This window comes from Pseudomonas sp. B6001 (assembly GCF_013386015.1).
Classification (GTDB): Bacteria; Pseudomonadota; Gammaproteobacteria; order Pseudomonadales; family Pseudomonadaceae; genus Aquipseudomonas.
The window spans coordinates 187,323-201,300 of record NZ_JACAOX010000001.1; the positions used below are offsets into that span (position 1 = coordinate 187,323).

The 13,978-nt window shown below is 60.8% G+C and carries 13 protein-coding genes; 3 read left to right on the forward strand and 10 right to left on the reverse strand.

Translation table 11 applies throughout. The features are described from left to right. Positions 1 to 8: 8 nt before the first annotated feature. The 3 genes from HX821_RS00900 to HX821_RS00910 all read right to left on the reverse strand — a co-directional run bounded on the left by HX821_RS00900 (position 9) and on the right by HX821_RS00910 (position 2,589). A complete protein-coding gene (locus tag HX821_RS00900) occupies positions 9 to 824 on the reverse strand; it encodes an ABC transporter substrate-binding protein (RefSeq protein ID WP_087692762.1) in 816 nt (271 codons plus the stop codon). A gap of 83 nt (positions 825 to 907) precedes the next feature. Then, a complete protein-coding gene (locus HX821_RS00905; RefSeq protein ID WP_004371223.1) occupies positions 908 to 1,837 on the reverse strand; it encodes an electron transfer flavoprotein subunit alpha/FixB family protein in 930 nt (309 codons plus the stop codon). Positions 1,838 to 1,839: 2 nt separating this feature from the next. Next, entirely contained in the window at positions 1,840 to 2,589 is a 750-nt protein-coding gene (locus HX821_RS00910; protein ID WP_004371224.1) for an electron transfer flavoprotein subunit beta/FixA family protein, read from the reverse strand. Positions 2,590 to 3,143: 554 nt separating this feature from the next. Between HX821_RS00910 and HX821_RS00915 the strand changes: the two genes are divergently transcribed. Next, a complete protein-coding gene (locus HX821_RS00915) occupies positions 3,144 to 4,808 on the forward strand; it encodes an electron transfer flavoprotein-ubiquinone oxidoreductase (protein ID WP_008434918.1) in 1,665 nt (554 codons plus the stop codon). A gap of 193 nt (positions 4,809 to 5,001) precedes the next feature. Here HX821_RS00915 and HX821_RS00920 read toward each other — a convergent pair whose 3' ends face one another. Continuing rightward, a complete protein-coding gene (locus HX821_RS00920) occupies positions 5,002 to 5,892 on the reverse strand; it encodes an AraC family transcriptional regulator (RefSeq protein WP_004371227.1) in 891 nt (296 codons plus the stop codon). Positions 5,893 to 6,073: 181 nt separating this feature from the next. Between HX821_RS00920 and HX821_RS00925 the strand changes: the two genes are divergently transcribed. Further along, positions 6,074 to 7,126, forward strand: coding sequence for an NAD(P)-dependent alcohol dehydrogenase (locus HX821_RS00925; protein ID WP_177019619.1), 1,053 nt, complete (start codon positions 6,074 to 6,076; stop codon positions 7,124 to 7,126). Positions 7,127 to 7,265: 139 nt separating this feature from the next. Here HX821_RS00925 and HX821_RS00930 read toward each other — a convergent pair whose 3' ends face one another. From HX821_RS00930 to HX821_RS00955, 6 genes are all read right to left on the reverse strand, one after another. Continuing rightward, entirely contained in the window at positions 7,266 to 8,069 is an 804-nt protein-coding gene (locus tag HX821_RS00930) for an IclR family transcriptional regulator (RefSeq protein WP_004371229.1), read from the reverse strand. Positions 8,070 to 8,254: 185 nt separating this feature from the next. After that, positions 8,255 to 9,220 carry an L-arabinose ABC transporter permease AraH gene (gene araH, locus HX821_RS00935; RefSeq protein ID WP_004371231.1) on the reverse strand — a complete coding sequence of 322 codons (966 nt, stop codon included), beginning with the start codon at positions 9,218 to 9,220 and terminating at the stop codon, positions 8,255 to 8,257. Between the two features lie 16 nt (positions 9,221 to 9,236). After that, complete coding sequence (gene araG / locus HX821_RS00940) at positions 9,237 to 10,745, reverse strand: L-arabinose ABC transporter ATP-binding protein AraG (RefSeq protein WP_004371233.1); 1,509 nt, start codon at positions 10,743 to 10,745, stop codon at positions 9,237 to 9,239. Continuing rightward, a complete protein-coding gene (locus HX821_RS00945) occupies positions 10,742 to 11,722 on the reverse strand; it encodes a substrate-binding domain-containing protein (protein ID WP_008434927.1) in 981 nt (326 codons plus the stop codon). The genes araG and HX821_RS00945 overlap by 4 nt, the downstream gene beginning before the upstream one ends. Positions 11,723 to 11,753: 31 nt before the next feature. After that, on the reverse strand, positions 11,754 to 12,575 hold the full coding sequence (locus HX821_RS00950; protein ID WP_177035136.1) for an SDR family oxidoreductase: 822 nt from the start codon (positions 12,573 to 12,575) through the stop codon (positions 11,754 to 11,756). Between the two features lie 149 nt (positions 12,576 to 12,724). Next, entirely contained in the window at positions 12,725 to 13,204 is a 480-nt protein-coding gene (locus tag HX821_RS00955; protein ID WP_004371239.1) for a GNAT family N-acetyltransferase, read from the reverse strand. A gap of 112 nt (positions 13,205 to 13,316) precedes the next feature. On the opposite strand from HX821_RS00955, the gene HX821_RS00960 reads away from it, so the two are divergent. Beyond that, positions 13,317 to 13,976: an HD domain-containing protein gene (locus HX821_RS00960; protein WP_177035137.1), complete on the forward strand. Its 660-nt coding sequence runs from the start codon at positions 13,317 to 13,319 to the stop codon at positions 13,974 to 13,976. The last annotated feature ends 2 nt before the right edge of the window (positions 13,977 to 13,978 follow it).

Consider the following 13,978-nt stretch of genomic DNA (forward strand, 5'->3'; position numbering starts at 1 on the left):
GAAAATCCCTACTTTGTTGGGGTGCCGACGGGTTGCTGCAACTGCGCTTTCCAGCGCTCAAGATTGCTCTGCAGCGCGGTTTCCGCCAGACCGGACGCGGGCAATTCTGTCATCTTTTTGGCGAGCTGTCCGCGCAACCACGGATCGTTGCAGGCGGAGTTGTGGGAAATGGCCAGGTACAGGCCCGGCTGGTCGATGGGGATTTCCCGCGCCACCAGGTCGTTGCTCATGCCCAACGTCTGGGCCATGGCCATTCCGGAATAACGTCCGGCGAGCACGTAGTCCACTTCTCCCAACAGCAGTTTCTGGAACGCCGGGGTCAGGCTGGGCAAGCGTTGCAAGGTCAGTTGCTCGGCGGCCAAGGTTTCAAAGTCGCGGCTCAGGCGCGCCCTTTCCGACACCGCGCCCTTGTGGCCCTGCAGGTCGCTGGCCTGGCTGTAGGCCAGGGAGGAATCCTTGCGGGTCCAGACCAGATAATCGGTTTGCACCAATGCCGGGTGGATGTAGTCGAGGGAGTCCAGGGCGTCGAGGGTCAATGGCGCGTCGGCGAGGATGTCCATGCGCCCGCTGCGCACTTCTTCCAGCGCCAGGGAACGTTTGCCGCCGTACAGCAGGTCGATTTTCACCCCGAGGTCCTTGGCCACTTGCTGCAGCATGTCGGCGGTGGCGCCGATCAAGTGCGTGGGGTCCTGGGGATCACGCCACAGATAAGGCGGGGCGTCCGGGCTGCCGGTGATCACCAGGCGATCACATTTGCCCGCCGCCAGCGACACCGTCGGCAGCAGTGACAGGGCCAGCAGTACAGTCCAGGGACGCAATTCCATGGCAGGGTTCTCCAGTTGAAAAATTACCGGGCAAAAAAAAGCCCGGTCAAAAGACCGGGCTCTTTATAAGTGAAGCGGCTGGATTAGACCAGCTTCTCCAACTCGGGTACGGCTTCGAACAAGTCCGCCACCAGGCCGTAATCAGCCACCTGGAAGATCGGTGCTTCTTCGTCCTTGTTGATCGCAACGATCACCTTGGAGTCTTTCATACCGGCCAAGTGCTGGATCGCGCCGGAGATACCGACGGCGATGTACAGCTGTGGCGCAACGATCTTGCCGGTCTGGCCGACCTGCATGTCGTTCGGTACAAAACCTGCGTCGACGGCTGCGCGGGAAGCGCCGACCGCAGCGCCCAGCTTGTCGGCCAGGGCGTACAGGTGCTTGAAGTTGTCGCCGTTCTGCATGCCGCGGCCGCCGGAAACGACGATCTTGGCAGCGGTCAGTTCCGGACGATCGGACTTGGCCAGCTCTTCGCCAACGAAGCTGGAAGTGCCAGCGTCGTGGGCAGCGGCCACAGCTTCAACCGCAGCCGAACCACCTTCAGCAGCCACCGGGTCGAAACCGGTGGCACGCACGGTGATGACTTTTACCGACGCAGTGGACTGCACGGTAGCGATGGCGTTACCGGCATAGATCGGACGCTTGAAGGTGTCGGCGCTTTCTACCGAAACGATCTCGGAGATCTGGTCAACGTCCAGTTGCGCAGCAACGCGCGGCAGGATGTTTTTGCCATTGGAGGTGGCGGCAGCCAGGATGTGGCTGTAGCCAGCGCCCAGCTCTGCTACCAGCGGCGCAACGTTTTCCGGCAACTGGTGAGCGTAGGCTGCGTTGTCGGCAACCAGTACTTTGCTCACGCCAGCGATTTTGGCAGCGGCTTCAGCCACGGCGCCAACGTTTTGGCCGGCGACCAGCACGTGGATATCACCACCGATTTTGGCGGCGGCGGCAACAGTGTTCAGGGTGGCCGGAGCCACGACCTTGTTGTCGTGTTCTGCGATTACCAAGATAGTCATGGTTAGATTACCTTCGCTTCGTTTTTCAGTTTCTCGACCAGTTCAGCCACCGACTTGACCTTGATGCCCGCGCTGCGTGCAGCCGGCGCTTCGACTTTTACGGTCTTGTTGGTGGAGGCGGTGGAAACGCCCAAAGCATCCGGAGTCAGCACTTCGAGAGGCTTCTTCTTGGCTTTCATGATGTTTGGCAGGGACGCGTAGCGCGGCTCGTTCAAACGCAGGTCGGTGGTGACGATGGCCGGCAGTTTCAGGGAAACTGTCTGCGCGCCGCCGTCGATTTCGCGGGTCACGGCAACCTTGTCGCCGCTCACTTCGACTTTCGAGGCGAAGGTGCCCTGGCCGTAACCGGTCAGTGCAGCCAGCATCTGGCCAGTCTGGTTGTTATCGCTGTCGATGGCTTGTTTGCCGAGGATCACCAGCGATGGCTGTTCCTTGTCGACAACGGCTTTCAACAATTTGGCAACGGCCAGGGAAGTCAGCTCTTCAGCGGATTCGACGAGGATGGCGCGATCGGCACCCAGCGCCAGGGCGGTACGCAGCTGCTCTTGAGCAGTGGTCGGACCGATGGAAACGACGACGATTTCAGTCGCAACGCCTTTCTCTTTCAGGCGTACGGCTTCTTCCACGGCGATTTCGCAGAAAGGGTTCATCGACATCTTGACGTTAGCGAGGTCGACGCCGGAATTGTCCGCCTTGACGCGAACTTTCACGTTGTAATCGACAACGCGTTTGACAGCTACAAGAACCTTCATGGATTCCTCGTTACTCTCCGGTGAAAAGAAAGTCGCCTAGGCGAACCTGGCGGTTTGATGCTCATCGGCACACAAGGGCACCTCCAAAAACACCGGCAATCGTCGGCGGGGGACCTTGCTCACGGGAGTGATGACCGTTCGTCAGCGGTGACTGAGAGGTCATTCATTATCGTGGCGTGTAAACTGCGCGCCATCGTGGCTCGCGCGTCACCCTTATTTGCCTTCAGCCTGTCTTTCGAGGTGGCCTTGAAACCCACAGTCTGCCTACGGGATGCGCAAAACCGACCGTATATTGACCGGAACGCCTATTCCGGTCAATACGGCAAAATGGTCAGTTATAAGCCGCGTTGCTTTGATTTACCTAGCTTGCGGGCAATTCAAACAAACGTTTGTATTGGACGCTGAGAGTGGTGTAGATATAATGCGCCACCTAGAGAGAAAGGTGGGTCGTCCCCTGCCCCTTGCATGAGATTGATGCAGGCATTGTGGGACGGATTACCGAACCTCCACCCATTAGAAAAAAAAGCCGTTGAGCCTTGAGTAGGAGATAGCCTGTGGAACGCGAATACATGGAATTCGACGTGGTCATCGTCGGCGCTGGCCCGGCAGGCCTGTCTGCCGCCTGCCGATTGAAGCAGAAGGCCGCCGAAGCCGGTAAGGAAATCAGCGTCTGCGTGGTCGAAAAAGGCTCCGAAGTCGGCGCTCATATCCTGTCCGGTGCCGTGTTTGAACCCCGTGCCCTGAACGAACTGTTCCCGGACTGGAAAGAACTCGGTGCACCGCTCAACACCCCTGTTGTGCGTGATGACATCTATGTACTGCGCTCCAGCGAAGCTTCCACCAAGGTGCCTGACTTCTTTGTGCCCAAGACCATGCACAACGAAGGCAACTACATTATTTCCCTGGGCAACCTGTGCCGCTGGCTCGCCCAGCAGGCCGAGAACCTGGGTGTGGAAGTCTACCCGGGCTTCGCCGCCCAGGAAGCGCTGTTCGACGAAAACGGCGTGGTGCGCGGGATCATCACCGGTGACCTGGGCGTCGACCGTGAAGGCAACCCGAAAGAAGGCGTCTACACCCCGGGCATGGAACTGCGTGGCAAGTACACGCTGTTCGCCGAAGGTTGCCGTGGCCACATCGGCAAGCAACTGATCCAGCGCTTCAACCTGGACAGCGACGCCGACGCCCAGCACTACGGCATCGGCCTGAAGGAAATCTGGGAAATCGACCCGGCCAAACACCAGCCAGGCCTGGTGGTGCACACCGCCGGTTGGCCGCTGGACATCATGAGCGCCGAGAACACCGGCGGTTCGTTCCTCTATCACCTGGAAAACAACCAGGTGGTCGTCGGCCTGATCGTCGACCTGTCCTACAGCAACACCTTCCTGTCGCCGTTCGACGAGTTCCAGCGCCTCAAGCATCACCCGGTGCTGGCCCAGTACCTGGAAGGCGGCAAGCGCATCAGCTACGGCGCCCGTGCCATCTGCAAAGGCGGCCTGAACTCGCTGCCGAAAATGGTGTTCAAGGGCGGCGCGCTGATCGGCTGCGACCTGGGCACCCTGAACTTCGCCAAGATCAAGGGCAGCCACACCGCGATGAAGTCCGGCATGCTCGCCGCTGACGCCGTGGCTGACCGCCTGTTCGCCGAATCCGAAGGCGGTGACGAACTGACCGCTTACGTCGACAGCTTCAAGAACAGCTGGCTCTACGAAGAACTGTTCGCCAGCCGTAACTTCGGCCCGGCGATGCACAAGTTCGGCCCGATCATTGGTGCCGGCTTCAACTGGTTCGACCAGAACATCCTCGGCGGCAAAATGCCGTTCACCCTGCACGACACCAAGCCGGACTACGCCTGCCTCAAGCTGGCCAAGGACAGCAAGAAGATCGACTACCCGAAACCCGACGGCAAGCTGAGCTTCGACAAGCTGAGTTCGGTGTTCATCTCCGGTACCAACCACGAAGAAGAACAACCGTGCCACCTGAAGCTGAAAGACCCGAGCATCCCGATCGGCACCAACCTGCCGCTCTACGATGAACCGGCGCAGCGCTACTGCCCGGCCGGCGTGTATGAAGTGATCACCAAGGAAGACGGCGAGAAGCGCTTCCAGATCAACGCCCAGAACTGCGTGCACTGCAAGACCTGTGACATCAAGGACCCTTCGCAGAACATTACGTGGGTGACGCCGGAAGGTGCGGGTGGGCCGACTTACCCGAATATGTAAATCCGCTGCTTGAACAGAAGGCTCCCAAATGGGGGCCTTTTTTGTAGCCCGGAAAAAGACCCATCGACTCGGTCAAATGTGGGAGCGGGCTTGCTCGCGAAAGCGGTGTATCAGTCACAGATGTTTTGGCTGAACCACCGCTTTCGCGAGCAAGCCCGCTCCCACATTTTTGACCGAATTGTGCCCGGGAGAGTTATGCCGCCCGCTCATCCCCAGGGCTTCGCTCGAAGTAGCGCTTGTATTCCCGGCTGAACTGCGACGTGCTCTGATACCCCACACTGTGGGCCGCCTGCGCCACGCCCATGCCCTCCACCAACAGCAACTGCTGTGCCTTGAGCAACCGCAGACGCTTGAGATACTGCACCGGCGACAACAGCGTGCAGCGCTTGAAGTGTTCGTGGAAGGTCGACGCACTCATGTGCGCATAACCTGCCAATGTCTCGATATTCAGCGGCTCGGCGTAATGGGCATGCAGGTGATTCAACGAAGTCGCCACCCGCGAAAACTGCCCCTGCTGCTCCACCAGCGCGCGCAACACATCCGCCTGTGGCCCACGCAACGCGGTGAACAACAATTCCCGCACCCGCGCCGGACCCATGATCCGGCTCTCCAGCGGATCGTGCAGGCACTGCAACAGGCGTTCGACGCAGCCACGCATGGCGTCATCCAGCACCACTGAACTCATGGACTCCAACGTCTGCGCCGCCGGCGGTGGCCCGCTCTGGATCCCCATCGCCATCACCAACTCACCCAGCACCACCCGATCAATGCCCACCGTCACCCCCAACAGCGGTGCATTCGGCATGGCAAAAGTCTCGCATTCGAACGGCACCGGCATCGCCTGGATCAGGTAATGCCCCGCGCCGTACTCCAGGGTACGCGGGCCCAGGTACGCGACCTTGCTGCCCTGGGCGACGATCATCAGGCTCGGTTCATAAATCTGCGGGCCGCGCGCCACATCGCAACTGGCACGCAATACCTGCACGCCCGGCAGGTTCGTGGGCGAGAACCCATCACGGGGTGTCAGGGGTTCGATCAAGGCAACCAACGCGGCATTGGCATCGACATGGCGGGTCAACAACATGGCAAAAACTTCGCGAAAAAGGGGATGAGACCATCATCGCAGGTCTGGCGCCACAGTGATCCAATCCAGGGGCACTCCCGGACGAATAGGCATGAGACTCGGAGCAATCGCCATGGCCGCACCCAGGCACGGCGCGGAGAATGCGCCACCTCACCTGTTACTGCACCTGCGAGGTTTCTCCATGTACACCGCCATCGGTTATGCCGCTCAATCGGCCACCACTCCCCTCGCCCCCATGTCCTTCGAACGCCGTAGCCCGCGCGTCGATGACGTGGCGATCGAAATTCTCTACTGCGGCGTCTGCCACTCCGACATCCACCAGGCACGCAACGAATGGGGCATCGCCGTGTACCCGCTGATGCCGGGCCACGAGATCGTCGGTAAAGTCACCGCCGTCGGCGCCAGCGTCACCGCGCACAAAGTCGGTGACCTGGTGGGTGTTGGCTGCATGGTCGACTCCTGCCGTCACTGCGACGCCTGCCACGCGGACCTCGAGCAATACTGCCTCGAAGGCCCGACCATGACCTACGCCACCCCGGACCGGGTCGACGGCAGCAACACCATGGGCGGCTACTCCGACAGCATCGTGGTCAGCGAGCACTTCGTGGTGAAGATCCCGGCCAAGCTCGACCTGGCCAGCGCCGCGCCGATCCTCTGCGCCGGCATCACCACCTACTCGCCGCTCAAGCACTACGGCGTGAAGGCTGGCGACAAGGTTGGCGTTCTGGGCATGGGTGGTTTGGGCCATATGGGCATCAAGTTCGCCAAGGCCATGGGCGCGGAAGTGACGCTGTTCACCCGCTCCGCGAGCAAGGCTGAAGAAGGCCGTCGCCAGGGCGCCGACCACGTGATCGTGTCCACCGACGAAGCCCAGATGAAAGCCGCTGCCGGGCATTTCGACTTCCTGCTGGACACCATCCCGGTGCAGCACGACTTGAATCCCTACCTCGACGTACTGCGCTTTGACGGCGTGCACATCCTGGTAGGTTTGATCGAGCCGGTCGACCCGCCCGTCAACGCTGCCAAGCTGGTGCTGGGCCGCAAGGTGCTGGCCGGTTCGTTGATCGGTGGGATTGCCGAAACCCAGGAAGTCCTCGACTTCTGCGCCGAGCACGGCATCACCTGCGACATCGAGATGCTCGACATCCGCCAGATCAACGAAGCCTACACCCGCATGATTGCCGGTGATGTGAAGTACCGCTTCGTGATCGACATGGCGACCCTCAAGGCCTGACCAAGATCGTTCCCACGCTCTGCGTGGGAACGCATGCTGTGACGCTCTGCGTCACCGTTGCGCAGGGCTCAAGTCCTGCTGGACGCGGAGCGTCCGAAGCGGCATTCCCACGCGGAGCATGGGAACGATCACGGCCTGATCAGGCCTTCGCGCCCAACTCCGCTGACAGCCGTGCTGCGACCTGTTTGATCACAGGGATCAGCTCGGCCATTTTCTCCAGCGGCATGTAGGGCACGGTACTGGCGATGCTGATGCCGGCGACGATTCGCCGGCTGGCATCGCGCACCGGTGCCGCGACACAACGGATCGACGGTTCGTTGTCTTCCAGATCGAATGCATAACCGCCCGCCACGTATTCCTGCATGCGCTGTTCAAACTGCGCCCAGGATTGCTCGGGGTGCTGCGGCCACTGCAGATTCTTCCCGCCCGTCGGCAAGCTGACCTGATACAGGCGCTGCCACTCTTCCACGCTGTCATCCAGCAACAACGCCTTGCCGATCCCGGTGCGCGCCAGCGGCATGCGATGGCCGACGCGCGAGCGCATTTCCGGGCCGTTGCGGCCAGGGTTCTTGTGCAGGTACAGCACGTCGTCGTATTCGCGAATAGCCAGGTGGATGGTATCGCCGGTCAACGCCGACAACTCGTCCAGATACGGCACTGCCAGGCTGACCAAAGGCAGTTCTTCACGGGCCTGGAAACCCAGCTCGATCAATTTGGGACCCAGCAGATAACCGACTTGCGGCACTACGCGCAGGTAGCGTTCTTCCACCAGGCAACTGGCCAGGCGGTGAGTGGTGCTGCGGGTGGTGCCGATGCGCTTGGCGATTTCCTTCAGATCCCGCGCACCGGCCGCCACTGCCTGCACCACGCCCAAGCCACGAAGCAGGGTTTGAGTGCCGGTGGGCGCGGCTTCTTTGACGGGAGTTTGGGCGTTTTCCTGCATATCGGGCCTATTGGGAAGTACGAAAACGGCGAGCATTATGGCAAATGCGGACCAGCAAAACAGAGGAGATCAAAATGTGGGAGCGGGCTTGCTCGCGAATGCGGTTTTCCAGTTAATGCATACGCTGACTGACACACCGTTTTCGCGAGCAAGCCCGCTCCCACATTGGTCGTGTGGCGCCCTTTTTATCGTTGTTTCATCCTGTCGATAATCACCGCCAGCAACAGGATCGAGCCGCGAATCACGTATTGGTAGAAGGTGTCGATGTTCTTGAGGTTCATCGCGTTCTCGATGATCGCCAGAATCAGCACCCCGGCAATCACATGCCGGATCATCCCGATTCCGCCGCTCAGCGACACCCCGCCCAGCACGCACGCCGAGATCACCGTCAGCTCGAACCCCTGGCCAATCATCGGTTGCCCCGAGGTCATCCGCGACGCCAGGATCACCCCGGCCAACGCGCCGATCACGCCGTGCACGGCAAAGATGATGATCTTGGTGCGATCGACATTCACCCCGGCCAACAGCGCCGCTTCCTGGTTGCCGCCGATGGCCATGGTGTTGCGCCCGTAGGTGGTGTAGTTCAGCAACCAGCCAAAAAACACAAAGCACAGCACGGTGATGACGATTGGCACCGGCACGCCAAACAGCTGGCCGTTACCAAAGACGAAGAAGTTTTCGTCCATCACGCCGACCGCCTTGCCGTTGGAAAAGATATACGCCAGCCCACGCACGATCTGCATCGTCGCCAGCGTCGTGATCAACGCGTTGATCCGCAGCTTGGCGATCACGATGCCGTTGATCAGTCCCACCACCAGGCCCATGGCCAACGCAGCCGACACGCCGAAGAACACGCTGTCGGTGTCGCGAATCACGATCCCCGCCACCACGCCCGAACAGGCGATCACCGAACCCACCGACAAGTCGAAGTGCCCCGACGCCAGGCAAAACAGCATGGTGCAGGCCGCAATCCCCACAGTGGAAATCGCCAGCCCCAGGCCACGCATGTTCAGCGGCGAGAGGAAGTTGTCGATGAAGATGGCGCTGAGCACAAAGATGCTCAAGGCCGCCAGCAGCATGACCCAATCATCGAGAAACTTGCGCTGGTTGAACCCCGGCCAGAAGCTTCTTGCGGTTTTTACCTGTGACATACCCACCTCGTATTCTTCAGTCCCGCGTACGCGGAAGAGCCAGTTGCAGCAGCCGTGCTTCGTCCGCTTGATCGCGGGTCAATTCGCCGGTCAGGGCGCCTTCGCTCATCACCAGGATGCGGTCGGAGATGCCCATCACTTCCATCAGGTCGCTGGACACCACGATCACCGCGATGCCACTGGCCGCCAGGTTGTGAATGATCTGGTAGATCTCAGACTTGGCACCGATATCGATGCCGCGGGTCGGCTCGTCCAGCAGCAACACTTTCATCGGCATCGACAACCAGCGGCCGAGAATTGCCTTCTGCTGGTTACCGCCCGACAGGAACAGAATCGGCTGGTCCGCCGACGGCGTGCGCACGTTGAGCGCGCTGATCTGCCGCTGGGCGTTGGTGCGTTCCCAGCCGCCCTGGATCAACCAGCCGAAGCGCGCATGGTCACGCCGCGCACTGATATTGATGTTCTCCGCAACACTCGCGCGGGGCACGATGCCTTCCTTCTTGCGGTCCTCGGGGCAGAGCAACACCCCCGCCGCAATCGCATCCCGTGGTGTCTTGAACGTCTGCGCCTGGCCATGCAGCACCAGGGTCCCCTGGGTGCTGCGGGACAGCCCGGCGAGCAGGCGCAACAACTCTGTGCGCCCGGCCCCCACCAGGCCGAACAGCCCGAGAATCTCGCCCTTGTTCACCTGCAGGCTCACCGGTTCCTGCAACCCCGGCCCGAGCAAACCTTCGACTCGCAGCGCTTCACCGCAGTGCTCGCGCGGCCTGTAGTCGTAGATATCCTGGATATCGCGCCCGACCATGCAGTTGACCAGTTGGTCGACGTTCAACTGCGTCATGTCCTCGAACGTGCGCACGAAGCGCCCGTCCTTGAACACCGTCACCGCATCGCAGATACGGAACACTTCTTCCATGCGGTGCGACACGTAGAGGATCACCCGGCCTTCATCCCGCAGTCGGGCGATGATCACCATCAGCCGCTCGATCTCACGGGCCGAGAGGCTGCTGGTGGGTTCGTCGAACGCAATCACATGGGCGTTGCGCGACATGGCCTTGGCGATTTCCACCAGTTGCCGCTGGCCGAGGGACAGGCTGCCCAGGCGCATGTTCGGATCGATTTCATCCGCCAGGCCCTTGAGCAGTTCCCGTGCCTTGCGCACCATCGCCCCGCGATTGACCACGCCAAAGCGCGACGGCATATGCCCCAGCAGCAGGTTCTCGGCGACGGTCATTTCCGGCACCAGTTGCAGCTCCTGGTGAATCACTGCGATGCCGCTGGCGATGCTGTCGGCCGCCGACTTGAAACTCACGCTGCGTTCGCCCAACTGCAAGCTGCCGCTGTTGGGCGGATAAAAACCGCCGAGGATTTTCAGCAAGGTCGACTTGCCCGCGCCGTTCTCGCCCATCAGCGCATGCACCGAATGGGGCCGCGCTTCAAAGCTGATCTGCGCCAGGGCCTTCACCCCGGGAAACTCCTTGCCGATGCCGTTGAAGCGCAGGCTCTCTGCAGCGGCGCTGTTCATTTCCACAGACCGATCTTGCTCAACTCTTCCTTGAAGTTGGCGCGGGTGATCAGGGTCACGTTATCCAGTGCGGTGAACTTGGCAGGCTCAGTGCCTTTGGTCACCCACTCGAACATCGAGGTCGCGGTTTTATAGCCGGACGCATCGGGGCTGAGCAGCATCGAGCCGTAGAAACCGGTGTCGGATTTCTTCAGTTCTTCGATGGCGTCGGTGCCGTTGATGCCCACGCCAATCACGTTCGTGGCCTTGAAGCCGGCGCTTTCGGTGGCGCGTACGCCGCCCAGTACGGTGCTGTCGTTCATGCCGCCAATCAGCAGGTTTTTCGCGCCGCTGGGCAGTTTCACCAGGGCCGAGTTGGTGGAGTCCATGGCGCCCGGCACGTCGAGGGTTTTCTGCGCGGTGAACAGGATATGGTCAACCGGCAGGCCGGCGGCCTTGAGGCCTTCTACCGAACCGTCGGTGCGCTTCTTGCCGGTTTCCAGCTCGTCGAAGGTATTGATGACGGCGTAGGTGTCCTTCCAGTCCCAGTTGCGATGCTTGGCTTCGGTGGCCATGGCCTCGCCTTGTTTCTGGCCGATCTTGTAGGCGTCCAGGCCGACGTAAGGCACGTCTTCCATGGGCTTGCCCTTGGCGTCGACGAAGCGGTCGTCCACCGCCAGCACTTTGAGGTTATTCAGCTTGGCCTTGGCCATGATCGCAGGGCCCAGGGACACGTCCGGCGGGCAGATCACGAAACCCTTGGCGCCGTTGGCGGCCAGGGTATCGATGGCGGACAGGGTTTTCTCGCCGTCGGGCACGGCGATCTTGATCACGGTGAAACCATGGTCCTTGCCGGCTTTTTCAGCGAAGGCCCATTCGGTCTGGAACCAGGGCTCTTCCGCCTGCTTGACCAGGAAGCCGATCTTTACTTCTTCGGCAGAGGCCAGGCCGCTGAGCGCCATCGTGAGGGCAAGGGTGCCTAGTGTTTTCTTGAGCATGAACCACCTCTTCTTGTTATTTGGAAAAGTTTTAATCGTGGTACATCACCGACCGCCCACCATCGATCATCAGGCAGGTGGCATTGATAAAGGGCGCCTCATCGGTCGCAAGAAACAGTGCCGTCATCGCCACTTCAATCGGCTGGCCGATGCGCTTGGGCGGGTGCAGGTCGAAGGCACGCTGGCGCTCGGCGTGCGGGTCGGCAAAGCCGTTCCAGTAATCGACGTTGAGTTGGGTTTCGATATAGCCCGGCGCGATGGCATTTACGCGGATGCCCTTGGGCGCGTATTCGATGCCCAGCGCGCGGGTCAGCCCGAGCAAGCCGTGCTTGGCCACCGGGTACGGGAAGCAGCCGGGAATGATGTGGCTGGAGTGGGTGGAGGCGATGTTGATGATGTTGCCGATGCCTTGCTCGATCATGTGCGGCAACACGGTACGGCAGCCGTACCAGGCGCCGTCGAGGTCGATGGCGAAGCAGCGGCGCCAGTCTTCGTCGGTCATTTCCAGCGGGTCGCGGAACACGTTGACGCCGGCGCAATTGACCAGCACATCGACGCGGCCAAAGCGTTCGATAGCGACGTCCACCAGGGCGCGCCATTGATCCTTGGAAGTGATGTCGACAGGTTGTGCGTAGATCTCGGCGCCGTGTTCCCGCCAGTGGGCGGCGACCTGCTCGACCTTCTCGCCCTGGATATCACCGATCACCAGGCGCGCCTGCTGAGCCTGGAAGCAGGCGACGATAGCCTCGCCAATGCCTTGGGCGGCACCGGTGATGACCACGACTTTGTTCTTCAGTCGCTCGCCGTAAGTCGGCTCGGGCACCGTAGGTAACGACAACGGTTGTGCCTGCATCGCTTCACCTGTTTTGTTTTTGGTAGTGAGTGCTGATGCGCAAGACTATAAACCCAGAAACCGGAACATCTCAATATATAAATTATCATCCCATATAGTGAGCAAATATATAAAAAAACCGGCTTTAAAAGCCGGTCCTTTATGCACACTTAACCCTGTGCGAAATCCCTGAGGGCGTCGCCTTCCATGCGGTAGCGTACCCACTCTTCCTGGGGCTGGGCACCGATGGATTTGTAGAACGCGATGGCCGGCTCGTTCCAGTCCAGCACGCTCCACTCGAAACGCCCGCAGCCGTTGTCGCAGGCGATTTTCGCCAGGTGGCGCAGCAACTTCTTGCCCGCCCCGCCACCGCGTTGCTCGGGGTTGATGTACAGGTCTTCGAGGTACAGGCAGTTGCTGCCCAGCCACGTGGAATAGCTGAAAAAGAACACCGCAAAGCCGATCGGCAAACCGTCGCGCAGGCAGATCAGGCCGTGGGCGGTGGCACCTTCACTGAACAGGCTGCGCTCGATGTCCACCACGCTGGCGATCACTTCGTGCCGGGCTTTTTCATAGTCGGCAAGCTCGGTGATGAAGGTCAGGATCTGCGCAGCATCGCTGGGCACGGCGGGGCGAATCTCGATGGTCATGGGCAGGCCTTGTCAGGGAAAGAGAGCGCACATACTAAGGCGCTTTAATGACCGATTGCAGTGCAATTTGATTCGCGGCTAACCTGCAGGCCATCGACCTTTGAGAATCCCCATGCCCTTCACGCCCTTGACCGACCTCGCCGCGACGTTATTGCCTCACGCCCTTGAGCCTTCGGAAGACGGCGCCCACGACCTGTCCCACTTGCAACGGGTGTGGCACAACGTGCGGTCGATCCAGGCAGAGGAAGGTGGCGATCTGGAGGTGCTGCTGGCGGCGGTGCTGCTCCATGACTGCGTCGCGGTGGAGAAGAATTCGCCGTTGCGTTCCAAGGCCTCAACATTGGCGGCGGACAAGGCCGGGCAGATTTTGCAGGGGTTGGCGTGGCAGCCCGAGACGATTGCAGCGGTGACCCACGCCATCGAGACCCACAGCTTTTCGGCGGGCCTGACGCCGGTGACGCTTGAAGCAAAGATTATGCAGGATGCCGACCGTTTGGACTCCCTGGGCATGATCGGCGTGGCCCGCACATTTTACATCGCCGGGCGCATGGGCAGCGGGCTGTATGACCCGGCTGACCCAACGGCGCAGCATCGCGAGTACGACGACAAGCGCTTTTGCCTCGACCATTTCCAGACCAAGCTGCTGCATCTGGCGGGCGGATTTCAGACGCCGACGGGGCAACGCATGGCCCTGGCGCGCCATGAGCGGTTGAAGGGATTCATGGATCTGTTCATCGAAGAAATCGGCACACCATACTCCGCTGCGGGCTAACG